General features: G+C 63.3%; 22 protein-coding genes, 1 tRNA gene and 1 pseudogene. 13 read left to right on the forward strand and 11 right to left on the reverse strand.

Annotation, left to right across the window (positions count from 1 at the left end):
• The first annotated feature begins 52 nt into the window (after positions 1 to 52).
• From PV375_RS05895 to PV375_RS05905, 3 genes are all read left to right on the forward strand, one after another.
• A complete protein-coding gene (locus PV375_RS05895) occupies positions 53 to 4,219 on the forward strand; it encodes an AAA family ATPase (protein ID WP_332106542.1) in 4,167 nt (1,388 codons plus the stop codon).
• 110 nt (positions 4,220 to 4,329) lie between these two features.
• Positions 4,330 to 4,569 carry a hypothetical protein gene (locus tag PV375_RS05900; RefSeq protein WP_332106543.1) on the forward strand — a complete coding sequence of 80 codons (240 nt, stop codon included), beginning with the start codon at positions 4,330 to 4,332 and terminating at the stop codon, positions 4,567 to 4,569.
• Positions 4,556 to 5,839: an MFS transporter gene (locus PV375_RS05905; RefSeq protein ID WP_332106544.1), complete on the forward strand. Its 1,284-nt coding sequence runs from the start codon at positions 4,556 to 4,558 to the stop codon at positions 5,837 to 5,839. The genes PV375_RS05900 and PV375_RS05905 overlap by 14 nt, the downstream gene beginning before the upstream one ends.
• Before the next feature lie 151 nt (positions 5,840 to 5,990).
• Here the strand turns inward: PV375_RS05905 and mscL are convergent, their stop codons facing one another.
• Positions 5,991 to 6,392 (reverse strand): large conductance mechanosensitive channel protein MscL, encoded by a 402-nt coding sequence (gene mscL / locus PV375_RS05910; RefSeq protein WP_332106545.1) that lies wholly within the window; start codon positions 6,390 to 6,392, stop codon positions 5,991 to 5,993.
• An 80-nt stretch (positions 6,393 to 6,472) separates the two neighbouring features.
• The gene (locus PV375_RS05915) at positions 6,473 to 7,126 is read right to left on the reverse strand and encodes a 5-formyltetrahydrofolate cyclo-ligase (protein WP_332106546.1); all 654 of its coding nucleotides are present in this window, start codon (positions 7,124 to 7,126) and stop codon (positions 6,473 to 6,475) included.
• Between the two features lie 51 nt (positions 7,127 to 7,177).
• Here PV375_RS05915 and galU point away from each other — a divergent pair, with 51 nt between their 5' ends.
• From galU to PV375_RS05940, 5 genes are all read left to right on the forward strand, one after another.
• Positions 7,178 to 8,122, forward strand: coding sequence for a UTP--glucose-1-phosphate uridylyltransferase GalU (gene galU / locus PV375_RS05920; protein WP_442903938.1), 945 nt, complete (start codon positions 7,178 to 7,180; stop codon positions 8,120 to 8,122).
• On the forward strand, positions 8,119 to 8,754 hold the full coding sequence (locus PV375_RS05925; protein WP_332106548.1) for a GNAT family N-acetyltransferase: 636 nt from the start codon (positions 8,119 to 8,121) through the stop codon (positions 8,752 to 8,754). Before galU ends, PV375_RS05925 begins: the two co-directional genes overlap by 4 nt.
• 97 nt (positions 8,755 to 8,851) lie before the next feature.
• Positions 8,852 to 10,174, forward strand: coding sequence for a hypothetical protein (locus PV375_RS05930; protein ID WP_332106549.1), 1,323 nt, complete (start codon positions 8,852 to 8,854; stop codon positions 10,172 to 10,174).
• Between the two features lie 136 nt (positions 10,175 to 10,310).
• Entirely contained in the window at positions 10,311 to 11,246 is a 936-nt protein-coding gene (locus PV375_RS05935; RefSeq protein WP_332106550.1) for a hypothetical protein, read from the forward strand.
• Between the two features lie 43 nt (positions 11,247 to 11,289).
• A tRNA-Ala gene (locus PV375_RS05940) sits at positions 11,290 to 11,362 on the forward strand.
• 76 nt (positions 11,363 to 11,438) lie between these two features.
• Here the strand turns inward: PV375_RS05940 and PV375_RS05945 are convergent.
• The 3 genes and pseudogenes from PV375_RS05945 to PV375_RS05950 all read right to left on the reverse strand — a co-directional run.
• A pseudogene (locus tag PV375_RS05945) lies at positions 11,439 to 11,739 on the reverse strand (DUF2637 domain-containing protein); the annotation flags it as partial.
• A gap of 801 nt (positions 11,740 to 12,540) precedes the next feature.
• The gene (locus PV375_RS10550; RefSeq protein ID WP_442903936.1) at positions 12,541 to 13,011 is read right to left on the reverse strand and encodes a helix-turn-helix domain-containing protein; all 471 of its coding nucleotides are present in this window, start codon (positions 13,009 to 13,011) and stop codon (positions 12,541 to 12,543) included.
• A gap of 496 nt (positions 13,012 to 13,507) precedes the next feature.
• Positions 13,508 to 14,587, reverse strand: coding sequence for a GNAT family N-acetyltransferase (locus PV375_RS05950; RefSeq protein WP_332106551.1), 1,080 nt, complete (start codon positions 14,585 to 14,587; stop codon positions 13,508 to 13,510).
• Positions 14,588 to 14,646: 59 nt separating this feature from the next.
• Here PV375_RS05950 and PV375_RS05955 point away from each other — a divergent pair, with 59 nt between their 5' ends.
• A complete protein-coding gene (locus PV375_RS05955; RefSeq protein ID WP_332106552.1) occupies positions 14,647 to 15,243 on the forward strand; it encodes a TetR/AcrR family transcriptional regulator in 597 nt (198 codons plus the stop codon).
• Here the strand turns inward: PV375_RS05955 and PV375_RS05960 are convergent.
• The 5 genes from PV375_RS05960 to PV375_RS05980 form a co-directional block, all read right to left on the reverse strand.
• Positions 15,224 to 15,790 (reverse strand): helix-turn-helix domain-containing protein, encoded by a 567-nt coding sequence (locus PV375_RS05960; protein WP_332106553.1) that lies wholly within the window; start codon positions 15,788 to 15,790, stop codon positions 15,224 to 15,226. The genes PV375_RS05955 and PV375_RS05960 overlap by 20 nt on opposite strands.
• On the reverse strand, positions 15,700 to 16,527 hold the full coding sequence (gene erm / locus PV375_RS05965) for a 23S ribosomal RNA methyltransferase Erm (RefSeq protein WP_332106554.1): 828 nt from the start codon (positions 16,525 to 16,527) through the stop codon (positions 15,700 to 15,702). The genes PV375_RS05960 and erm overlap by 91 nt, the downstream gene beginning before the upstream one ends.
• Positions 16,528 to 16,983: 456 nt before the next feature.
• Entirely contained in the window at positions 16,984 to 18,222 is a 1,239-nt protein-coding gene (locus PV375_RS05970; protein WP_332106555.1) for a hypothetical protein, read from the reverse strand.
• 52 nt (positions 18,223 to 18,274) lie between these two features.
• Positions 18,275 to 18,778: a DUF4411 family protein gene (locus PV375_RS05975; protein ID WP_332106556.1), complete on the reverse strand. Its 504-nt coding sequence runs from the start codon at positions 18,776 to 18,778 to the stop codon at positions 18,275 to 18,277.
• Positions 18,778 to 19,935 carry an ImmA/IrrE family metallo-endopeptidase gene (locus tag PV375_RS05980; RefSeq protein WP_332106557.1) on the reverse strand — a complete coding sequence of 386 codons (1,158 nt, stop codon included), beginning with the start codon at positions 19,933 to 19,935 and terminating at the stop codon, positions 18,778 to 18,780. The genes PV375_RS05975 and PV375_RS05980 overlap by 1 nt, the downstream gene beginning before the upstream one ends.
• Before the next feature lie 793 nt (positions 19,936 to 20,728).
• Here PV375_RS05980 and PV375_RS05985 point away from each other — a divergent pair.
• The 4 genes from PV375_RS05985 to PV375_RS06000 are packed head-to-tail and all read left to right on the forward strand — an operon-like array spanning position 20,729 to position 23,398.
• Positions 20,729 to 20,875, forward strand: a complete 147-nt coding sequence (locus tag PV375_RS05985; RefSeq protein WP_442903937.1) for a thioredoxin family protein — start codon at positions 20,729 to 20,731, stop codon at positions 20,873 to 20,875.
• Positions 20,872 to 21,975, forward strand: coding sequence for an ACR3 family arsenite efflux transporter (gene arsB, locus PV375_RS05990; RefSeq protein WP_332106558.1), 1,104 nt, complete (start codon positions 20,872 to 20,874; stop codon positions 21,973 to 21,975). Before PV375_RS05985 ends, arsB begins: the two co-directional genes overlap by 4 nt.
• The gene (locus PV375_RS05995; RefSeq protein ID WP_332106559.1) at positions 21,972 to 22,973 is read left to right on the forward strand and encodes a metalloregulator ArsR/SmtB family transcription factor; all 1,002 of its coding nucleotides are present in this window, start codon (positions 21,972 to 21,974) and stop codon (positions 22,971 to 22,973) included. Before arsB ends, PV375_RS05995 begins: the two co-directional genes overlap by 4 nt.
• A 20-nt stretch (positions 22,974 to 22,993) precedes the next feature.
• Positions 22,994 to 23,398 carry an arsenate reductase ArsC gene (locus PV375_RS06000; protein WP_332106560.1) on the forward strand — a complete coding sequence of 135 codons (405 nt, stop codon included), beginning with the start codon at positions 22,994 to 22,996 and terminating at the stop codon, positions 23,396 to 23,398.
• Between the two features lie 515 nt (positions 23,399 to 23,913).
• Here PV375_RS06000 and PV375_RS06005 read toward each other — a convergent pair.
• Positions 23,914 to 24,357 carry a hypothetical protein gene (locus PV375_RS06005; RefSeq protein WP_332106561.1) on the reverse strand — a complete coding sequence of 148 codons (444 nt, stop codon included), beginning with the start codon at positions 24,355 to 24,357 and terminating at the stop codon, positions 23,914 to 23,916.
• Positions 24,358 to 24,440: the final 83 nt, after the last annotated feature.

The raw sequence follows: 24,440 nt of genomic DNA on the forward strand, positions 1-24,440 counted from the left end.
CAGATACGTGAAACTCCCGACAGGCTGACCATGGGCGCGGTGGATCTGCAATATGTTGGGCTACGTGTGGGGTCTATTCCGTAAGCGACAGTCGACTGAACACGCGCAGCGTGAGGCAGTCGATGAGTCGCGTGCCCAGCCCACTGAAGAGCTGGACCTTGATCGCGATAGCGCAGACCGCGACCTGGTTGACGGTGTTGAAATCGGCGAGCATCCGGGGGAGTGGGTTGACCGCGCAATTGCCGCTCGCGCCACCCGCGAGGATGACTCGGCATTCGCGCCTCCGACAGACAGCGACGAAGCTGGCACGGCGAGCGACGACGAAATCGCCGCTGACGAAGCGACCGAAGGCGATGAAACTGCGCCAGACCAGACGCTAGCTGACGAGGATGCCGCTCAGCCGAATCAGGAAGCGGCGAATCAGGTAGCCGCGAATCAGCACACAGCCCGGGTAGAGGTGCCCGAGCATCCCGATGATCCTGTGGCGCTCAGCTCCGCCGAGTTTGAAGAGGTGAAAGAACGCTGGCTTGCCGAACTTGCGAAAACCGGCGGCATCAGCACGCTCACGCGTTTTCGTAGCGAGCGAGGCACCTATATCGATTTGACCACCGCCCACCCATCGGGCGTGGCAACCCTGCTTGCCGGCCGCCCGGTCATGCTCACCAGCCTGTTGCGAGAGCCGCTCGCCTTCCGTAACGCACTGGATGCGGCCGATCATGTTGCTCGCAAGGGTGCCGAACTCGAGTCGGCCCGCGGGCTGAGCTGTGTACAGCTCTCCATCGGTCTGGCGTCATGGACCAGCGAAACCGGTCAGATGCGCAGTCCCGTGCTGCTGCGCGCCGCGACACTGCAACGATTGGGTCGTGACTACGAGTTGCGACTGCGCGGCCGCACCCATCCAAATGTGGCACTGCTGCGTGCGCTCTACGACGATGGCGTGACGCTGCGCGCATCCGAACTCAATGATGCCGTCGGTGATAGCGGCAGTCTGCTTCCCGAAGCGGTATTTGAGCTGGTTCGTGAGCGTGGTGCACCCCTGCCCGATTTTTATGTGGATGCGCGCGCGTTCCTGTCGACCTTCGGGGATGTTGCCGAACAGTTGGTTGCCGACGCCACCGAACTTGACCACCCGATGCTCGAAGCACTCGCCGGTGACGAACAGGCGCAGATACGACTGGGTGGCGACCTGCGCGTCGAAACGAGCGTCGACCCCGATTTGCGCGACCCCGCCGCCGACCGGCTGCTGCTCGACGCCGATACCGAGCAGGAGCGCGTGGTTGATGCCATCCTGGGCGGCTCAAACCTCGTGGTTGAAACGCTTCCCGGCACCGGCCTCACCCAAACCGTGGTGAACGCCGTGGGACAGCTCGTTGACCGCGATCGGCAGGTGCTGATCGTCACCCCGCGCGCCGCATCAGTGCGCGAAATCCGCGCCCGCTTGCGCCGCGCCGGGCTGCCGGGGCTGGCCGTAACGCCACGCACCCTGCGCCGCGATACCGTGGCAGCCATCTCGCGTGACGAGCGCGCCGAGCGGCCCAACACGAGCGATCTTGATGATGCCCTGGTGCGCTTGCGCCACGTGCTCACCGACTATCGCGCCGCCCTCAACGAGCCCTCGCCCGATTTTGGGGTGGCGCCCTTCGACGTGCTCGAACGGCTCAGTAGCCTCGAACTGCTTGACACCCCACCCTCAACCACGGCCCGGCTGCGCCGCGACGTGCTGGTTGATTTACGCGAGCCCGAGCGCCGCGCACAAATCGCCGAGCTGCTGCGCGAACTCAGTCAGCTCGGGGCGTTCAGGTTCGGCCCCGACGACTCACCCTGGTATGGCGTGGTGTTTTCGACCACCGAAGAAGTCGGTGAAATGCACCAAACCGCCCGCGAACTCGCAGACGGCAGGGTCACCGAGCTGCTCAATGCCGGTCGCGGCATCGTCGGACAAACCAATCTGGCCCCACCCCAGTCACTGGCAGAGCTCGGCCTCTACCTGCGCCTGCTGGCAGATATTCGCGAAACCCTCGACCGGTTCAGCGCCGAAGTGTTCGACGCCAATCTGCCCGACCTCATCGAAGCAACGGGCGCGCGCCGTGACGGTAATTCGATGCCGGCATCCCGCCGCCGCGAACTGCGGGTCGCCGCCCGTGAGCTCGTGCGGCCCGGCGTAACCGTGAACGATTTGCACGAGGCACTGAAGTTCGTGCATCGGCAGCGCATCCTGTGGCACCGCCACGTGGTAGACGGCGCCCTGCCGAACGTGCCCGTGGGAATCGAACCGGTGCGCGAACAGTACCGCACGATTGCCAAACAGCTGCGCCCGCTTGATGATCTGCTGGGCGATTCGGGCATCCCGCTACTGGCGGAGTGCCCCATCGACGAACTGCAGCCGCGGCTTGAAGCACTCGCGGCGGGTTCTGAGGTGCTCGACAATGCTGTTGAGCGGCTACAACTCACCGAGCGGCTGCGGATGCAGGGGCTCGGCGAGTTGCTCGACGACCTACTCGAACGCCGCGTGGGCGAAGAGCTGGTCGAACACGAGCTCGAGCAATCGTGGTGGCAATCGGTGCTCGAATTCCAGCTGCAAGAACACAAGGCGCTGTTGAATGCCAACACTCGAGTGCTTACCCGCCTCGAGAACGACTTCCGCGTGGTGGATGAGGCACACACCGCATCCAGCGCGCAGCAGCTTGCTTGGCAGCTCTCGCAGGCCTGGAAGGTGGGGCTGGTCGACTACGCCGACGAAGCAGACGCGCTGCGCGAGCTGCTGCGCCGCCCGGGTGTTAATTCGCAGGCGTTGGTAGAGCAATCACCGCGACTGTCGCGGTCGATCGCTCAGGTGTGGATCGCGAACCCGTACGAGGTGCCGCGTATCGACGATCGCATCCGATTCGACACCCTGCTGCTTGTGGATGCGGGGGATATGTCGACTGCCGAAACTGTCGGTGCGATCCGTCGTAGTTCGCAGGTGGTGGCTTTTGGCGACCCGGTAACGCAGGTGCCGGCACCGTTCTCGATTGCGGTGCAGACCCCGCATCAGCAGCGGCAGGCAGCGGATGTTTCGGCTGAGGTTGTGGCCGAACGCGCGAATGATTCAATCTTCGCTCGGCTGGCGGCGTTCGTACCAAAGATGGCGCTCACCCGCTCGTATCGCACCGGCGGCGAAGACCTCGTCGACCTGGTGAACGCGCGATTCTATGGCGGCAGGCTTGACACGATGCCGTGGGCTGGGGCCTTCTTGGGCCACTCATCGCTGACCTATTCGTATGTGGAGGGCGGCACCGGGCTTCCCGACGATGAATCGGGAGCGGTTGAAGCAACCGATGCCGAGGTGACGCGCGTGGTTGAACTCGTGCTCGACCACGCCATCCACCGCCCGCGCGAGTCGCTCATGGTGGTCACGGCATCGGCCGTGCACGCGCAGCGAGTTGAGCAGGCCGTGTGGTCGTCGCTCACGCACCGACAGCAGGTCGTTGATTTTTTCACGGGCCCACGCAACGAACCCTTTTTGGTGACCACGATCGAAGGTGCTGCGGCCCTGGCGCGTGACCGGGTGATTTTTTCGCTCGGCTACGGCAAGACCCCGCACGGTCGAGTGCTTTCAGAATTTGGCGTGCTTGCGGGCGCCGACGGCGAACGCTCGTTGGCGGTGGCGATGACCCGCGCCCGCCGTTCGCTGGTGATCGTCACCTGCGTGCGTCCGGCCGAGTTTGATCTGGCCCGGATGAATGCGGGCACGATCGGCCTGGCAGAGATTCTCACCGAGCTGGAGGAACGCACCGAGCGGCCCGGTCAGGGGCGGCAGGTGAGCCCCGAGGACGCTCCAATGCTGGTCGATCTGGGGCGTCGCCTGGCAAGTTTTGGGATGCGCGTGGAGTTCGACTATCGCGGTCGCATCCCGCTGGCGGCCAGCTATGGCAGTCGCGCGATCGCGATTGATCTGGATGTGCGGGGCCCGGCGGCCTCGCAAACCCTGCGCGAACAGCTGCGGCTGCGTCCCGAGTTGCTCAAACGCCTCGGCTGGTACTACCTGCGGGTGCACGCATTTGAACTGTTTGCGAACCCGGCGGATGTGGCCGAACGCATCGCAGTGGCACTAGAAGTGCCGATGCCGGATGCCGGCGCAGCGCCGCGCGGTGAACTCGAACAGGGCGGAGTGGCTGGCGAACTCGAACCGGTCGAAAACGATACCGAGTCGGCCGCGCTGACGGATCTCGACCGCTAATTAGCCAGGCTGAGCAGCGAATTGGCCAGGCTGAGCAGCATCCGGTTTCGCCCGATCGCTGCAGCGTACAGTGGGTGCCAATAGCGTTCGAGTAGAGAGGCGTCACCGGTATGGCCAAACCGCAGCGACGGGTGCGCACCCAACCAGTTCCCGGTGCCGACCCCACACCGCAGCGTTTTGAGCGTGAGGGGTTCACCCGCATACAGGGCGAACCGGCCGGCGAAGACCGACTCGACAGCTGGGGCGATTTCGACGCCGACCGCTCACTCGAGGTGCGCGACGATTACACCAGCGACTCGAACGATGCCCGCCTGCTGGCCGATCTACCACCACACAATGTCGAGCATTAATCCGCGCCCCGATAATTCGGCTGAGTCGCACGAGGCGCAGCGCGCCCAACTGGAATCACTCGAAACCGGGCAGATTCCAATCATTTTTGACGCGAAACCGGCAGTGCGCATCCCCGCCGAAATTTGGGTGCTGCTGTCGGCGACGTTTTTTGTGGCCATCGGCTTCGGGCTGATTGTGCCCGTGCTGCCGCAGTACACCAAAACCTTTGGTGTTGATGAACTGCTCGTCGGTGTGGTGGTCAGTGCCTTCGCTTTTATGCGCCTAATCACCTCGCCCATCGCGGGACGTCTGACTGACCGGTTCGGCGAACGCACAATGTATTCGCTCGGCATGGTGATCGTTGCGGCGTCGAGTTTTGCCACCGCGATGGCAGGTTCTTACACGCAGCTGCTGATATTCCGTGGCTTGGGTGGTGTGGGGTCGGTGATGTTCACACTGGCTGCCGCGTCGATGGTGGTGAAATACTCGCCACCCCAGCTGCGGGGCCGCGTGTCTTCGATGTGGGCCGGGATGTTTCTCATCGGCGGTATCTCTGGCCCGTTCATCGGCGGGCTACTTGCCGAGCTCGGAATCACCGTGCCCTTTGTGGCCTACGGGTGTGCGCTACTGGTGGCGAGCGCGATCGTCGCCTTCGCGCTGCGTGGGCCACATGAGCGCGGCGCCAAAGACAAGGCAGCGCCGCCCATGAAATTTCGCGAGGCGCTGCAATTGCCGGCCTACCGGGCCACGCTCATATTCGGACTCGCTAACGGTTGGGCCGTGATGGGGATGCGCGTGGCGGTCGTGCCGCTGTTCGTGGCTTCGCTCGTGCCCGATGAGCCGTGGGTTGCGGGAACCGTCGTTGCCGTTGGGGCGATGGGCAATGTGCTCGCCCTGCAGTGGGCCGGTCGGGCGAGTGACCGGCTGGGCCGACGCCCGCTCATCATCGCAGGTCTCGCGGTGGCTGCGGCCGGGTTTGTGATGTACGCGCTCACCAGCGAACTGTGGTTTGTGTTTGTGGCGAGCGTGGTGGCCGGATTTGGTTCGGGGCTCGCCGCACCCGCCGAACAGGCGGCGCTGGGCGACATTATTGGTCGGGAACGCTCGGGCGGCCGGGTGCTGGCGGCTTTTCAAATGTCACAGGATGCGGGGCAGATTCTTGGCCCTATCGTTGCCGGCTGGGTGGTGACGATGTTCGGGTTCTCGTGGTCATTTGCCATGGGAGCGGCGATTTTGCTGATGGCGCTACTTGCCTGGGTGCCGGCACCGGATACCTTGAAGCGACACTGAACTCGCTCGATATATCTCGAATCAGTGTCGTTGCGCATCCGATTTTGATTGCATCCGATTTTGATTGCATCCGGTTTTGGGTGCATCCGGATAAAAATAGCTGGTCGCCACACGAATGTGGCGACCAGCTAAGAACTATTGGATGCTGCTACTACTGCTGCTGCTTGTTTGCGGCGAGCAGGTCGCGGATCTCGGTGAGCAGCTCGGCCTCGGTGGGTGCTGCCACCTCGGGCTCGGGCTTGTGACCGTGGCGCATGATGTAGGCGCGCTCGTTGAGTTTGTTGAACGGCAGCACGATCAAGAAGTAGACGACTGCGGCGATGATCAGGAAGTTGATGATGGCGGCGATAACCGCACCCACACCGAACTTCACGGGGCCGACCTGCAGCACCGCATCGGCGATGTTGTCGGCATTGAATACGGCGGCGATCAGCGGGTCAAAGATGCCAGCAACCAGCGCATCAACGATGGCGGTGAAAGCCGCACCGATGATAACCGCGGTGGCAAGTTCGATGACATTGCCACGCATAATGAATTCTTTAAAGCCCTTCACTGGGGTCCTTTGCATTCGATAGACAGTGAACGCCAGTCATTCTATGCGGATCTGGCGTCATTAGTAGGTGGTCTGGGCAGCTATTCGGTGAATTCGATGCACCGAGTTGGTGTCACCACGCCATCGACACGGACATCGTGCGGGGCCAGCGGCACCGAGTCGACCAGTTCATCGTCGTGGATGAGCGCGAAAACCGGGGGGCACTGCGTGCACGAATCGAGCATCCGGTCGTAGTAGCCACCGCCCCAGCCGAGTCGGCCACCCCAGCGATCAACTCGAGCGGCGGGGCAGATCACGAGATCGACGCTGTCGAATTCAATCGGTGCGACGGGAACTCCGACCGGTTCGGGAACCCGCAACTGTTCATTTTGCCGGTATTCGCCGGTGTCAACCACCCAGTCGAGCAGCCCATCCTCGCGCGAAATCGGCAGGAGCACCGTGATGCCGGCGGTGCGTGTCCAGCGCAGAAACGGATCAAGCTGCGGCTCAAGCGGGGTCGACAAAAACGCTGCCACCCGCATTGCGTTTCGACTGGTTACCAGCTCTTGCAGTCGGGTGGTGATTGCATCGCCGAGCTCGTTGCGTTCGGCCTCAGAGCGGGCCATTCGCCGTTCGCGTGTTTCGATGCGCAGGGCGCGTTTTGCCTGCACTATTGGGTCATCAGCCGGAGGGGTGTCGAGAACCGATCCGGGAACCATCGGATCGGGAGTTTCGGGCGCATCGAAGCTGCTCATACCTCCAGAGTAGGCGTGGGTTCATGTCGAAAGCTGCAATGAGTGGGTAACATGCTCGCCATGGCTCGACGCGTAACCAAAGCAGTGATTCCCGCAGCAGGTCTCGGTACCCGGTTTTTGCCAGCAACCAAGGCCATCCCGAAAGAAATGTTGCCGGTGGTCGACCGGCCTGCCATTCAATATGTGGTTGAAGAGGCCGCCGGAGCCGGGCTGACCGACCTGCTCATGGTTACCGGGCGCAACAAAACACCGCTTGAAAACCACTTTGACCGGGTTGCAGAACTCGAAGAGACTCTCGCGCAGCGCGGTGACGAAGAAAAACTCGCGGCGGTTCGTGCCCCGCAAGAGCTCGCCGATATGCACTATTTGCGGCAGGGCAACCCGCTCGGTCTCGGTCACGCGGTGCTGAGAGCCCACCAGCATGTTGGCAATGACAGCTTCGGGGTGCTGCTCGGTGACGACATCATCGTCGGCGGCGATGAACTGATGCGCGAAATGATCCGGGTGCATGAGGCCACCGGCGCCAGCGTGATTGCGGTGCAAGAAGTGCCGATTGAGGATGTACGATCGTACGGTGTCGTCAGCCCGCTGCTGGCAGACGGCGAGCCCGAGCGCGTGGATGGTTTCCGCTGGCCCTGCGTGCGGTTGGCTGAGCTTGTCGAAAAACCCGAACCCGAACAGGCACCGTCGAATCTCGCCGTGCTTGGCCGCTATGTGTTGCGCCCCGAAGTGTTCGATGTGCTCGAGCAAACTGCACCCGGCCGCGGCGGCGAAATTCAGCTCACCGACGCGCTGCAGGTTCTCGCCAAGAATCCCGACATGGGTGGCGGTGTGATTGCGCTGGTGTTCGACGGGCGCCGCTATGACACCGGCAACAAACTCGACTATGTGAAAGCCAACCTCGAACTTGCCTCGCAGCACCCGACGATTGGTGCCGAGTTGCGAGCCTGGCTGCGCGAAAACGTCGACCAGATCGCCGGCCCGCCAGAGGCATGATCCAGATGCTGCCCGGCTCATTCGTGCCGGTGCTCAACGACGGCGAGCTGCGGCTGCGGTGTGTGCGGATGCGGGACGCGCGCGAGCTCGAAGCGGTGCTGCTTCGTGACCGCGAGTGGCTGCAACCCTGGGAAGCAACGCTGCCGGGGGATGAGGGGCGCTGGGACGTTCGTGCGGGCATCCGGAGCCTGCTTGATCTTGCCGGGCAGGGCCTGGCGCTGCCCTTTGTGATGTCGATTGACCAGACCATCGTTGGGCAGCTGACCGTGTCGAATATTCAGTACGGGGCCGTGCTGTCGGCGTCAATCGGCTACTGGGTGAATAAAGATCTCGCCGGTCGCGGGCTCACGCCGAGGGCGGTGGCGATGGCGACCGACTATTGCTTTCAACAGATGAAGCTGCACCGAATCGAGATTTGTATTCGGCCCGAAAATGCCGCATCACTGCGCGTGGTGCAAAAACTCGGGTTTCGATATGAGGGGTATCGCCGCGGCTATATCCATATCGATGGCGACTGGCGCGACCATTATTGTTTCGCACTGCTGGCAGGGGAGGTGCCCGAGGGCATCCTCAATCGCTGGCGCGCCGGCCGGGTGGATGAATCGGTGGCGCGCGTGACCTGGCCGACTTAAACAGAATTTTGCAGTTTTGTGACGCATTTGGGTGAGTAATTAGGACACACCCATATCAATTCGTCACATTGGTCACAGCCGTACCTAGCTTTATTGCATGGAAATGTTGACGGGGATCAGTGGTGTGGCAATTGTGTTGCTCGCACTGCTTGTCGTCGTCGTATTTGTTCCCGGCTGGGTGCGCGACCACAACGCGCGCCAATCACAGCGCTACGCGATCCAGCTGCAGCAGACCATGCGGGCGCTCGCCGAAACCTGCGAGCGGCCCGAACTTGTGGATATCGAAGCCAGCGCCCGGAATTTGCGTGCGCAGCGGCGTGAATTGCGACGCGCAACCCAGGCCGAAACTAAACTCGAGCGTGAGCGTGCCCGGTTCGAAGCGCAGCGGCGTGAGCAAGAGGTAGAACTGCAGCGCGAGCGCCAACGCCTCGAAACCGAACAGATTGAGCAGGAGCTGCGCGAGCAACGCATCCGTGAACAGGCGTGGCGCACCGCGGCGAAACTGCGCGAAGCAGAACTTGAAACCGAGCGTGAGCGAGCGGAGGCAGCAATAGTGGATGCACAGGCACGGCAGCAGGCAAGTGCGCGCGCGCGAGCCGCAGCCGAAGCAGAACTCCAACGCGAAGCGGCCCTGCAGGCCGACCGCGCCACCGCACAGGATCGCTGGGCCAACGGTGCCTCGGGAGCGCAGCGCGCAGACGCTCGCCGCCGTACCGGTGAAATTCCCACTGGCGATGCGCGTGGCGAGGCGGCGGCCCGTCGACGTCGCGGCCGGCTCGCCTCCAGCGGCGTGGGCTTTGCCGGGCTGCTCCTGGTGATTGCCGGATGGCTGCTGCTCGGCGGTGTCGCCCGGGCCGTGCTAGTGGTGCTTGGGTTGGTGCTGCTCGGGGGAGCAGCGTGGATGTTGCAGCGCATCCACCGTGTGGCGCAGGCCGCGCAGCGAGAGGCCAATGTGCCCGCTCCGGTTGCTGAACCTGCTGCCGAACCGCAGGAAGCCGTCGCTGTCGCAAACGATGAACCGATCGTTCACGATATTGAACCCATCGTGTCGACCCCGGCGCCGGCGAAGGGTACCGAGTGGACACCGGTGAAACTGCCAAAGCCGCTGTACCTTGAGCGGGCAACGGCCGACGAGCTTGACCCGACCGACCCGGACGGGCCCGGCGGGCAGCGCGACGAGCAGTTCGACCGCGACCTGGCCGCGTTGCTGCATGAGGAAGCCGCAAAGTCGACGGCGGCGCTGCGCGAAGCACACCAGCAGGTTGAGAGCAATCGCTTTGCCACGCAGCTGCGGCCGATGCGAGCGATCACGGTCGATGGTCAACTGAGCGAGCGGCTCGACCAGCTCGAAGAGCTCGCGGCCGAGCCCGGTGATTGCAGCGATTTGGATGCGGTGCTGCGCCGGCGTCGCGCCGGGTAGCGAGCGCTGTTGCGGGCGCGCTGCTCCCTGGGCGCATTTGCTGGGCGCTGGTTATTGGGAAAAAGTGCGCGACGTGCTCTAAAATTGTATGTCTTCATCCCGGTTCGGTTCCGGGGGTCCATGTCTGGGGGATGCAGTGGCTGACGAAATCGATGACCCGTTCGCGGGTGCCGACGATGAAGCCATTGACGTTCCCGAAGGCGAGTTTTCAGCGGAGGGTGATGACCACGCGCGCATCGGGTCGACAAGCGCCCGCGCACGTGGGGGCGGGCCGCTAGCGGTTTGGCGTTCGGCATCTCGTCAGCGTCAGCTGCAGTGGGTTACCGCGGCCGCGATTTTGGTTGCGGTGCTTTTGCTGCTGCCGACGGTTTTTTCGGTGGTTGGCACCGCGCAGCGTGCGCGGGCGCAGGCGTTGGCGACCGAGAACATTGGCGTGATTCAGCTGGGCGACGATGTGATGGATGCGCGCGCGCAGATCGATCCGATTTTTGGCTGTTATGCGGTGTCGGCAACTTTTGCACCGCAGAAGGCGAGTGAGCAGATGCGCGGTCTGCTTGATGAAACCACCGAGTCGGTCTATAAGAACGATGCCGGGTTCACGCAGAGCAAGGTTGACGAAACGAAGAAATTCTTCGTGGAGCAATATGCGCGCGCACTTGCCGACCAGGTCGAGTCGAAGCTTGACGAGTGGTACGAAGCTGACTGGTCGACGATGGAGGAAGCTCGCGAGGCCGAGCAGAAGCTGCGTGGGAACCTGAGCATCGATCGAATCGACCAGCTTTGCGTGAATGTTCGTGATCTCGGGGCGGCGCTTGGCGCAGTGCGCGACGAGCATATGGAGTACTCGCAGTCGTATGTGCCGCCGCCTCCGCCGCCGCCATCGCCGGAACCGACGCCCACTGAGACTCCAAAGAAGACTGAGGAACCTAAGGAGACGAAGGAGCCTAAGGAACCGCAGCCCAGTGAAGACAACGCTCCTGACAAACCGGACGAGACGGCTCCTGAGACACCACAGCCCGGTGATAGCAGTGGCGGAGGTACCAGCGGCATCATCGGCGGCGGCAGTGGTTAGCTGGGCCACCTCGTGAGCGGTGCTAGGCTGTAGGGATACTCACGGGCCTATGGCGCAGTTGGTAGCGCGTCTCGTTCGCAATGAGAAGGTCACGGGTTCGAATCCCGTTAGGTCCACTCCACACACAAGGCTCGAACCCTTGCTATCATCGCCGGTTTCGGTTCGGGCCTTGTTGCTGTCTTGGGCCCAGGTGAGGGCGTTGGCGGTGACCGGGACGACGGCACCGTCGTTCAACAGGGCCCAGGGATGCCAAGCGGCCTTCTGGCCGGCAAGTGCGACGATGGCGACGGTGGCCACCACGATGGTGCCGACGACGATCAACGGCCACGCCCACGCCTGACCCGTCCCGATGCCCCGAACGGGCCGCGAGATCAGCCAGAGCGGTGACGGACAGCCAGAACGCCCCGATCGCGATGAACACCGTCCCGGCGACAGCCGTCCGCACCGACACCACATGGTTGATGTAGTCGGTCAGCCCGTTCGCCCCGAACATCGCTGTCGCGTCAGCGACCAGTCTAAGCTCGAATCCGGCCTCGGCGACTTGCGTAGCGGGGCCTTCCAGCAACCCGGCAGGAGCCTGTCCCTCCAACAACCGCGGCGCCGGCGGCTCAGGAATCGGGTCACCCGTGGTCTGGGAAGCGTCCCCGACGTAGGCGGGGCGGACACCGACCATCTTCGTGCGCACCGTCTCACCCGCACGCGGCTTCTCACCCTTCCCAAGGCGTCGCCACGACTCAGCATCCTGCGGGGTTGCTGAGGCGAACCGTCCCGTCACCGGCGCCAGAATCTGATACCCCGGCTGCCCCTTGGAGACCTGGCGACGACCCAACTGCTGCCACTGCCGATACCCGGCGACATGCGAGGGAACCGGGTCCGGCACCAGACCCAGTCCGTAGGCCTCTTGGCGCTGGGTGAAGATCAGAATCGTGTTCGCGAACGACCGTGCTCGGAACCGGGCCGCGAGCGCCAACGCCCGGGCCCAATCCTCACCCGAGACCAGCTGCTCGACCGCACCCGTCAGCCGCTCGTGCAGCGCATCAAGCTTCGCCTCCCGCGCCGCCCGAGCATCTTTGCCTGAGGTTGCCCTGCCGGTCTCCTTCCGCGAACCTATCCACCGGGTCGAAGAACCGACCCGGTGACCATCAGGTACGCCGGAACCACCAGCACTAGAAGACGGACAACAAGGAACCCTTACAGTGACCGTCAGGAACCCAACGAACCCGACGTGTCATACCCGGCCTAGCAGGTGCGCTGAGATCAGGCCATGCGTTGCTTCCGAAGATGAGCAGAATCGTCACAAGGAAGCGGCGTTTGGAATCATCAACACTGAAGCGATCTCGACTTCTTGGCCACAGCGCGGGTACTTGGCGTGCCCATCAGTGAGTGGTGTGACGGGCCGAGCGCGTTGCTGAGACTGGTCACGGTACGCAGTAGGAAGGAGGCCAGTGATGCGTCGAAATTGTCGCGCAGCATTGCCTCGGCTGCGCCATCCCACCTCGTGCATCAGTTCACCGACAGGACGTCGGCTGCGCGCGAGCAGTGTCGCGAGCTGGACGCAGCGAACCCGCGTCAGGTACTTCATCGGGCTGATCCCGTACCGTCGCGCGAAAACTCTACCCAACTGAGACGGCGAAATGTGCACCTCTCTTGCCAGTGAGTCCAGAGTCCATTGCACTTCCGGCCGGTCGTTGAGTAGTGATGCGGCAATCTCAGCAGGGTCAGGTTCCGCCACTTGACGTAGAGACTCCATGTGGTTGCGACTCATGGGAGCCTCCGAAGGCTCATCCGCGTGGAGGTCGAGTGCTTAGCGCGACAGGGCTCGATCACTGCGTAAGAGGAGGGTGATGCCCATGAACCCGACAAGGCATGCAGCCGCTGCGAGCGCCAGCGAAACCTGGTACCCCTCAGTCCCACAGGAGGGTTCACGGGCCATGAACGTCGCGTAGATGCTGTCTAGCAACGTGACGGAGATCAGGCTGCCGAACTCGTATGACACTTCCTCGACGCCGGGGCCATCCCTGCCCCATCAGCAGACACGTTGGAAATGATCGTGGAGGAAGCCATTGTGATCAGGACTCCAATTCCTGTGCCCGAGAGTAACAGGCTGACCGCGAACATCCACAAGTTCGCCTTCAGAACCAGGGTTGCCAGTGCATAACCCCCCCGCCCGCAACAACACAGCCCGCGCAGAGCAGGCGACGTCGCCCGACATGGAAAAGCAGTGAACCTGCAAGGAAGGGAGCATGAAGTCAGACTCCCCATCATTGGGGCATGTGCTCGGAGGCAAGTCGCGCGAAGATGAGGGTGTCGGTCCATTCGCCCTTGCTGAACCAGTCCTGGACGTGATGTGCTTCGAGCCGGAGCCCGACACGACGAGCCAGTGCTGCCGAGGCGCTGTTTCGGGCATCCATCACCGCGGTGATGCGGTGGAGCCGGTAGTGGTCAAACCCGAGGGCGAGCACTGCTCGGACGGCTTCGCTGGCGAAACCTTGCCCACCGTGCGCCGGGTCGAGAACCCACCCGATCTCGCCTTGACGGTGCTCGTGATCGGTGAGCCACAACGCGACGTCTCCGATCGGGACGCCGTCATGCTCGATGACCAGCGCAAGCGCGCCAGTCTCGCCATCGATGTCAGTCTTCGCTAGGCGTTCTGTGAGCTTGTCGTGGGTGACTTCCGCGGTCCATGGCTCGTCCAGCAGGTAGCGGGCAACATCGGGTCGCGAGTACAGCTCGTGAAGCCATTCGGCATCGTCGGCGTTATGTGGACGGAGCCGAAGCCGCTCCGTCGCCAACGGCCACTGGGCGGTGGGCTTGAGGTCGCGCCGGTAATGGAATAGTTCCTCGCACTGCCCTGCGGGCGTGGTCCCGACGGCTCGCTCGACCTCACGGAACCCTGCGTTCGTCAAGCACCGCTGGGGGGCCTTGTTCTCCAGGAGCGTGCGTGCTGTCAAGGTTCGCAGTCCACTGTTGCGTGCGAAGCGCGATGCCAACTCCAGGCCCCGACGAGCGTGCCCTGCTCCCCGCGCATCCGGATGAATCCAGAACCCGACCTCGGCAGCCTCGGAGCTGACGTCGAAGAGCACCAAGGAGCCCACAAACCGGTCCGTCTCGGCGTCGGCAAGTGCGAGGACTGCCAGCGTGCCGGACGACAGACCCTCAGCAACCTCGTCACGGATCATCCATCGCACGGACTCGGGGGTGTAGTCGGACTCGGGCAGGTGGCCGAAGCGCCGCACAGCTTCATCCTTGGTGCCGGCTGCATACGCGTCTGCGTCCAGCTCAGAGAGGGGGCGTAGGCGAGTGTTCTCGAAGGTGATCGGGAGGGTGGTGGCATCCAGCATGCGCTAAACCTAACATAGAATGGATAGCTAACTGAAGCGTGTTTGGTTAGGCTGGTGGGGTGAGCTACTGGGAACACCGCAAACCTGTGCAACGCCTCCGCGCAGTGGACATCGTGGAGGTTGCGAGAGCATCGGTGAGGCTGCTGGACGAAGGCGGGTTGAGGGCCCTCACCCTGCGATCTGTGGCGCAACAGGTGGGTGTCGCTCCAGCCAGCCTGTACTCCCGCGTTGAATCCGTCGACGATCTGTTCGACCTCGCCCTCGACACAGCGCTTGCAGACGATCCCGTGATGTCCGAGTCGATCCGCAACGCCGACCTGCCTGCCCTGATGCACGCCTTCTTCGCGCACCTCACGACCCACCGGTGGGCCGGTCAGGTCATCGGTATGCGCGCTCCCAGGGGCCCGGCGTACCTGGCCCTTTCCGAGCGGATGTGCGTCCTGCTCGAACAAGCGGGTACCCCGGATCCGCTGGGAACGGCCTACCGATTGTCCAACCTGGTGATTGGCGCCTCGCTGACCGCACCCATGGCGTCTGACGAGAAGCGCGTCGCCATTGACCCTGACCAAGCTCCTACCTATGCGCGGCTCCACGCGACGCACCACATCAGCCCACGCGAGATTCTCTCCGACGGCCTCACAGCACTCCTGTCGTGAGGGGGCCTTTTGATTGGGGGCTGCCCTGCGTTGCTGATGGCCACGGGCTGGTCTCCGTGAGAGTGCGCCCAATCGCAGTGCGCCGATATTCGGACGGGCTGATCCCGACGACGTCGGTGAACTGCCGTGCGGCATGCCCACGGCTGCGCCACCCGACTTTTGTCATGGCGACGCCGATTGGAAGATCAGTCTCGACCAGGAGCTCAGCCAGCCGATGGGCCCGAATGTGAGCCAGGTACCGCATGGGCGGCATCCCGAATCGTTGTGTGAACGCTCTGCCCAGCTGTGACACCGAGAGGTGAACCAGCGCGGCAAGGTCACGGAGCCGCCAATCCCGTTGAGGTGCTTCTGCGAGCAGCCGCGCTGCCAGTTCTGTGGATGTTTCACCGGAACGTTGCTCCGTGGCACTCCTAGCTGTTGACGTGTAGCGGCAGGCCTGGCGCCGCGCTGCGATGGTCATCGACGGCGTCTCCTTGACTTCACCTGCTGCGTCTGCGCACGGTGTGCAGGCGGTGAAGAACTGGTGGTCTTGAACAAGTCCACCCATGCCTCGACGGGCATGTCCTTCGGGAGCCCTGCAGCGGTCATGCCGTGGCGTGTCAGCCACGCCTGTGCGGTCTGTGGTGACCCGAGTGAGGTGGTGCGCGCGAGGATCTGGGCGAGCCCCCGGCCGGGGCCGGTGTAGACGCGGTGGACTAGGGCATGGAACTGGCGTCGCTGTGTCGGGGACAGCAGCGGATGTTCGCGACGGTGGATGGTGAGGATTCCGCCGTCGACTCCCGGACGCGGGGTGAACGCGCGAGCGGGAACACGACTGTGCAGCGTGAACTCGAACCAAGGCGCCCATTGCGCCGTCATCATCGTGGCACCGCCGACGCCCGCTCTGCGCCGCGCAACCTCCCATTGCACGAGCACGATTGCATCAGTCCATGCCGGGGCGTGCAGAATGCGGCGCAGTATGGCCGTGGTCTGGTGAAACGGTAGGTTGCCGACGAGCACATGCGCAGACGTGGGAAGCCGGTAGGCCAGGAAGTCATCGGCGACGACCTCCACGTGCGACGGTAGTCGTTGGGTCAGGTGTCGGGCGAGCCGGGTGTCGATCTCGACGGCTGTCACCGGTCGCCCAAGCCGGGCCAGCGGGGTGGTGAGTGCTCCGGCACCGGGGCCGATCTCGATGATCGGGCCCTCGGTGGCAGCCACGAGTCGTGTGATCGTGGCAATGGTGGATGGGTCAGTCAGGAAGTTCTGGCCGTGCTCATGACGGCCGCCTCGATAGGTAGGCACTGTTTGCTCCATGGTTGTTGCGGAGCCGGGCACGCTGAAAGAGCCGCCCGGCCGTGATCACCGGGGCGGGAGCAACAACCTGTGGAGGGTGCTCGCCGCTGTTAGCGGCTGCGCAGTCGCAGCGAAGCAGTGCCGTAGAACAACATGCCCACCAGCATAGGTGACCCCGCTGCCGGTCAGCGACTCAATATCCCGTCTCTGCCCAAAGACGCGGAGATCCGTATCAATGATGGCCAGTACGAATCCCGAGCTAACCCACGGCCGCAGAGCCTCGGCATCATCGAGATTCGTTTCATGAGAGACCTCGAAAGATCGGCCACGCGTCTTGCAGATGAGGGCGAGCGATGGCACCGACGCAGCACCGAGCACCAGTGGAAGTGTTTTCGCCTGGCTGGAGCCGACCGGCTGACACCCTGATCTGCAAGAGGCGTGGCAGCTGGGCGCCGGCTCACGGCACTAGCCTGGCTCAGACTTGAGGAAGTGCGCCGGTCCATACTGTGACAGCGACCATCGGCCCGCTTGCCACTCTGGAGCACTTGTTCCGTTCCCGTCGATTCGGACCCAGCGCAGATCTGTCTGATGTCGCTCGGCATTGACGATCAGTCTGACGTCAGTGTGCGCGACTGCTGCCGCCACGTGCCGGACCCGGAGGATCTCCCACTCTTCAAGTCTCAACTCTTGATACAGGAGCTTTGCCTCTTCGGCGAGTTGACCGACGGGTCGCTGCGTGGGGCCAAACTGCATGAAGTGTTGGCCCATTGGGCCCCATTGGCGTCTACTCCAGCGTTCGAGAAAGTCCGTGCATGCGGCGACTAGTTCCGAGGGCTGATCGCTGAACGATTCCTTCTCGTGTTCATGGGGTTCCCATTGGTCAAGTCTGGTCTTGTCCGCTTGTACCTCACGCCAATGTGCCAGCGCCTCGCGAAACGTTGGGCCGGGCTCAACCGGGGCTGCTTGGTGTCTCCGGGAGTCGGCCCAGTCGGCGGCTGCGAATAGCCTGTTCCATGCCTTTGTTGCGACGACTTCATTGTTGTAGTGCACCAGTGTTCCGTGCATGATCCCGTTGCCGGCTAGTTCGGTGGTTTCATCCACGCTCGTCTTGTAGTGGCCCTTGATGAATGACTGGTGGGCGTGGCTAAGGCCGAGGTGGTGTCCAACGACGCTGTCCCAAGCAACCATGTCCTCGGGAGACCGTGCATGCAACCCCTTGCGTTGGGCGGTGTCCAAATCGTTGACGAACCCATCCATAACTGAGAGTAAAACGAGAACGGTGCTGTAGAAACGACCTGATTCATAGTCAACCAGGGCCTTCTGCAGCAAGGGGATGCGCGGCCGCATCTCGTCGAATCGGTTGAGTCGGCGAAGCGGGAATGAAATTCTATCCTGCGTTTGGTAATACTCGATGAGCCGCTGCTCAGCAGTCTCGGGGTCTTGAGCTGAGATGATTTCAGCGATGGCTTCTAGATTTAGGTCACCAGTGAAGACCCAGTTGCGAGGACCCAGTAGGGCATAGAATGCGTCGACAGTATCGGTGATCCGCCGATACTCTCCTTGGGGGCGCTTGAGTTCCTTTCGCTGGTCTCGTGGCAGCAGGAATCCCCGCAGCCTGAACGCAGCCATCTGCTGCTCCAATTCCCTGACTGAGGGGAGATCGCGTGCAGACCCGTAGGGGGTTGCCGGTGGATGGTCCGTCATGTCGATAACGCTAGCGGTGAGCGCAGGCAACCGTGACGGACGGACGTATCATTCACGGTGTGGATGTGCCCGCACTGAGGTCGAGCCGGGCTCCGGTCTGGCGGAGCATCTGGAAGGTGTCGGTCGTGCCGACGCCCATAGCCAGGCAGGCGTCAGGGATCAACACCCTGGCTCGGGCGTTGGGCTGAGAGCGTTCGTGGGTGACCACCGTGTGCTGGTGCTCGCGAGCGTAGGCGACGAGGAGATAGTCGGCATTGGTGCCGGTGAATTCGGCTAGCGCTGCTGGGGTGAAGCTTCGTGAGGTCGCCCACGCGGTGAGGTCACCGAAGTGTCGTGTAGTTCCTTGATCGACGGCTCGGAAGAATGCGGCGTTAGCATGTGCCCAGGCGGCGAGCTCGTCGTCACCCTCAAGGAGCTCGTCGCGGACCGCGTCGATGCTGCAGGCCAAGGATTGTCGGTGGGCCTGATCGAGCCAGGCCCAGAATCCAGGGGCGATGTCGAAGGCGTAGTAACGGTTCTTGTCCTCGATGAGCACGTTGGCGTCGATCAGATACATCAGGCGACCCCCAACTCGGCAGCCAGGTTCTCGAAGGTTGCGTGTTTCTTGGTGCCGAGCAAGCGGTAGGCGTCCCGATAGGTGGTCGACCCTTCGAAGGCGCTGGCGATCACGGCCTGGGCGAACTGACGGCTAAGTCGAATCGGCTGCGTGTAGTAGTAGTTGCCACCGGAGTTCTCGCTGCGCCTCGCCGCGAGGATGCTGATCACGCGGTCCCGCTCGTTCTCATAGCGCTCTTGATAGTCGTCCCAGGTTAGGAGCCGAGCGTCGAAGATGCGTTTGAGTACCACTAGGGTGCTGACTCGGTATTTCTTAGCCAGGCGCTCCAACTCCTCGATGTTCGCTTCTCCGCGGTAGTCGCTGAGCAGTGTGGTCAGCGGGACTAGCACTTCGGCGGCGACTTGGTTGCACCACAGTTCCTCGGTCACCCCGTGGTTAGCGGTCATGGCCGCATCGGACAGGGCGCTTGCTCCCAGCCATACGTGAGCCAGTTCGTGGATCATGGTGAAGATCTGTGCGGCCTTGGTGTCAGCGCCGTTGACGAAGATCAGCGGTACGAGTGGGTCGGTTAGTGCGAACCCTCGGAACTCTTCAGGGTTGAGTTTACGATGAGTGTTCGCGCCAACGACGCCATTGATCATCACCAAGACGCCTATGTTCTCGATGCGGTCGATCAGACGTCGTAAAGCGTCCTCCCAGCTGGAGAAGGTGCTCCGTTCGGTCAGATCGAAGCCAAGCAAGTCGCGCATCTGGTCCGCGACAAGCACCGGCGGCGTCTCGGTCGTTGCGGAGCCGACAAACTCAGGTTCGCCCACGTCGTTCTCTTGCGCATAGGTCCGGTACCAGTCCTGGCGGGTCTGGCACAGGTAGATCGTCTCCAACAGGTCAGCAGACGGCCGCGGGACCGCGAGGTTCCCGATCGTGCGCATGTCTGGGATAGGCACGTCCTCCACTGGCGGTTCAGAGAGGAACAACAGCCCGAAAGGGGTGTGAGTGTCGTTGGCGAACTTCTCCAACTGCTTCAGCGTTGGACGCTGGGTACCAGAGACCCACCCATCGAGTTTGGGAGCACGACGTTCGACAGTCGCCTCGTCCCACCCCGCTCGTTCGACTGCCCACTGGAGTAGATCGGGGGCGACCTCAACGCGAACAGTCATCCCGTCACCTCCATTCAAGCTCCAGTCGAGATGCAACTCTGAGTGACAGTCTACGTCGCAGGACAGACAAGGGCATCGCCGACGAGCCGCTCTGGGAATGGTTCGCTGACAGCAGTTGCTCGTGACTTGCGCTGGTCACCGCTTCGTGTGCTCCCACACTGTCACCCGATGGATACCGAACCGCTTGGCGATTGACATGGTGCTTTCGCCGGTTGCCTTTGCCGTTCGGATAGCGTCCGCTTCCCTCTCCGTCAGGGGTGTTCGGGATCGTCTCGTTGGGTTCGCCACGACCCCTGGATCTGGCTCGGCTGCCGGGGGCTCTTCGCTTGCGCCATCTCGTTTCTCTCGTTCCCACGCGGAACTCAGCCGTTCCAGCCGCTTCCACGTGTTCGGGCTGAGTCCACCGGCGCCCACAAACACAAACCCCTACATCCCGCTAAAACACTGGGAAGTAGGGGGCTACTTTTTTGCTTCACCCTCGCCGTGGCCACATTTATTTCACACCGACCACTCGCAGACCGTCATCAAGGCGAGCGGCGGCCGCGGCAACGGCCGCTAAGCGGACCTGCACCTGCCGCACGGTCCAGGTGCGGCGGGAATCGCTGCCTGCACGGGAAGGGCGGCACGTTCCGGGAAACGTTCTGTCGGCTGGCAACTCCCACCTCTCGTCGGCTCCACCCGCAGCCGCAGGTTCGTCGTCGTGACCCTTCCAGCGGATGAACAGGACGTGAACGCGTTCGGCGGTGACGGGGCACCGGTTGCTGACTGATTCGACATCCGTCAATATAGAAGCATGTCGATTCAAGAGGCCGTGACCGCGGCCGGGGTGACGTCGATCCCGACGCTCGGCTTCTACCGGACCGGGGAACGGGTGGACATGCTGATCGGCGCACACCCGAAGTCCGTGATCACCGAGAAGATCGAGGAGCTGCTCGCATGACTGACAGTTTGACCCGTACTGCCCCGAAGCGGCTGTCCACGCTGGACAAGTGGCTGCCGGCGTGGATCGGCCTCGCGATGGCCGCGGGCCTCCTCCTGGGACGTTTCGTTCCCGCGCTCTCCGACGGGCTGTCCGCGATGGAGGTCGGCGGGATCTCGGTGCCGATCGGGGTGGGCCTTTTGGTGATGATGTACCCGGTGCTCGCGAAGGTCCGCTACGACAAGGTCGCCGCCGTCACCGGCGACAAAAAGCTCCTGCTCTCCTCCCTGCTGCTGAACTGGATCGCCGGACCCGCGGTTATGTTCGCCCTCGCCTGGATTTTCCTGCCCGACCTCCCCGAGTACCGCACCGGCCTCATCATCGTCGGCCTCGCCCGCTGTATCGCGATGGTCGTGATCTGGAACGACCTCGCCTGCGGCGACCGCGAGGCCACCGCCGTGCTCGTCGCGATCAACTCCGTCTTCCAGGTTGTCATGTTCTCCGTGCTCGGCTGGTTCTACCTCACCGTGCTGCCCGGCTGGCTCGGCCTCGACACCCAAGGCCTGGAGATCTCGGTGTGGCAGATCACATTGAACGTCCTTGCGTTCCTCGGCGTCCCGTTGATCGCCGGGTTCGCATCCCGGTTCATTGGCGAACGTCGCAAGGGTCGCGAATGGTACGAGGAGCAGTTCCTTCCCCGGGTCGGGCCGTGGGCGCTGTACGGGCTGCTATTCACCATCGTGCTGCTGTTCGCGCTGCAGGGCGAGGCGGTCACCCAGAACCCGCTCGACGTGGCCCGGATCGCGCTGCCGCTGCTGGCCTACTTCATCCTCATGTGGTTCGCCGGCCTCCTGCTCGGCAAAGGCCTTGGTATGACCTACGCCCGCTCCACGACGCTGGCGTTCACCGCGGCGGGCAACAACTTCGAGCTCGCGATCGCGGTCGCCATCGGCACCTTCGGTGCCGCCTCCGGGCAAGCCCTCGCTGGTGTGGTCGGCCCGCTCATCGAGGTGCCCGTGCTCGTCGGCCTCGTCTACGTCTCCCTGTGGGCAGCGAAGGCTTGGTTTCACACCGACCCCTACACGTCAACCGCTGTGCCGACCGGATCGAGGGCGTCATGACAGGCACGACCGTCCTCCCGGACGTCGAGGCGTGTGCACCGTCCTCGACGCATGCGATCGGACCGGATGCCGCCACGACCGTGTCCGGCGCACTCAAATCGCTCGCCGACCCGCTCCGGTTGCGGATGCTGTCCGCAATCGCCACCGACCCGCGCGGCGAATCGTGCGTGTGCGACCTCGCCGAGCTCGCCGAGGTGTCCCAGCCGACCGTGTCCCACCACTTGAAAGTCCTCAAAGACACCGGGATACTCGCCTCGGAACGGCGCGGCACCTGGGTCTGGTACCGGATCACTCCGGCCCGGCAGCGCGCCGTCGCCGCGCTCCTGGACGCGTTCGCACCAGCTGCGGTCTCAAGCGAGCCGGAGCAGACCGAAGCCCACGCTGAGGCGCTGCGCGACATGGACACCCGCGTCAGCCACCTCGCCGCGGAACTCGCCGACGAACTCACTGATCTGAATCGGGATCTCGTGATCGCGATCGTGCGGGAGTCCTACGCGGGCCTGGTGCGGTCCGCGAAAGTGACCCGGCACATGATCCCGCTCACCGAACGCTTCGCGAGGCAGCGGCTGGCCGATCTCACCCGGGACCGCGCGGCGGGAACACCGCAGGTGTTGTTCGTGTGCGTGCAGAACGCCGGCCGCTCCCAGCTCGCCGCCGCCCTTCTCAACCGGCTCTCAGGCGGCACCGTCATCGCACGCTCGGCCGGGTCGACCCCGGCGTCGGACGTGCACCCGCACGTGCGTTCTCTGCTGACCGAGATCGAGGGCGAGCCGGAGGTGGGGTCGGCGTTCCCGAAGCCGCTCACCGACGACGCCGTCCGCGCCGCCGACGTCGTGATCACGATGGGGTGCGGGGACGTGTGCCCGATCATCCCGGGTGTGCGCTACGAGGACTGGGCAGTGGGCGACCCTGCCCTCGCCTCCCCGGAAGGGGTTGCGGCGATCCGCGACGACATCGAAACCCGCGTCCGCGCACTCCTCACCACCCTCACCGACTGAACGAAAGAAGCGAACCGAACATGACCGATCACAAGCCTTCCGTGCTGTTCGTCTGCGTCCACAACGCCGGCCGCTCCCAGATGGCCGCGGGCTACCTCCGCCATCTCGCGGGCGGCCGGGTCGAGGTGCGCTCGGCCGGTTCCATGCCCGCCGAGCAGATCAACCCGGTCGCGGTCGAGGCCATGCGAGAGGAAGGCATCGACATCACGGCCGAGCAGCCGAAGATCCTCACGACCGAGGCCGTGCAGGACTCCGACGTGGTGATCACGATGGGCTGTGGGGACGCGTGCCCGTTCTTCCCCGGCAAACGGTACGAGGACTGGAAGCTCGACGACCCCGCCGGCCAGAGCATCGACGCTGTGCGCCCGATCCGCGACGACATCAAACAGCGCATCGAGACGCTGCTTGCGGAACTCCTCGACTGAACGGAGCAACGAACGAACGAGGGCAGGAGCCAGACGGTTCCTTCTCTCGTGCTTCCGAACGGCTCAGCGACCCGCCGGTGCCGCAGCGAGTTGGATGAGCTGTGGTGCAGGCGCACAATACGACCCTGTGCCGGCGGCCGCACGGTCACCGGCGATCGCGGCGACGACGCTGCGGACCTGTTCGAACCCGGCCAGCGCGGATCGCCTGGTGTGCTCGCACCATCTGCATTAGCGGCGGGGCGAGTTTCGACAAGCCTCCAGCTAGGTCCACTCCCAGGAATCCCTCGACTTCGGCTTAAACAAGCGGAAGTCGGGGGTTTCTGTCTTTCCTAAAAACGGCTCGTGCCCACATTTCCTACGAAATCAGAGCTCGCCTGGTAGCGCTGATCGTTGACCAGGGCTGGGCAATCGGCCGCGCCGTCGCCCCCCACGCCGGTATCGGTCGCCAAGTCTCCGCGGGCCGTGTTCACAACCTCACCAGGAATTACAGCTAACCGCATCCAAATAAGAGGCGGCTACTTGGCGACCTCGACGTAGCCGTCGTAGGTGCGACCTTTCATGGCTTCCTCGAACTCGGCACGAGTCATCGAAACCACCTGGTCACCATCGGTGTGGCACGTGGCCGCCGCGATGTTCTCGTGAGTGGGAAGAAACTCAAAGTGCCACTCGCCGTCGACCACTGTCACATTGAACAGTTCAGGGTCATAGTGCGGGTCGAACCCATCACGATTTGATACGCCATCACGCATGGCATCGAGGAATACCACGCTGTCAATTTCTGTGGCGCACATGCTTGCTGCATCGAGTAGCGGCAGTTGCGGCGCAGTTTGTCGGTAGTCGGGTAGCTGAGTGCTTGGCGTGCTGCTGCTCTCTGTGGGAGTTACTTCGACGGTAGTTGCGGCGCACGAAGTCAACATCAGTGCGATCCCGGCCGCTGCGGTCATCCGAACCAAACGCATAGCGAACAACCTAGCAATTACGAGAGAAGGAAAAGTGCCCTCAACACGATCGTGTCGAAGCTGAACTCGACGTACTAGATGTA

This window comes from Gulosibacter sp. GYB002, assembly GCF_036577665.1.
Classification (GTDB): Bacteria; Actinomycetota; Actinomycetes; order Actinomycetales; family Microbacteriaceae; genus Gulosibacter; species Gulosibacter hominis.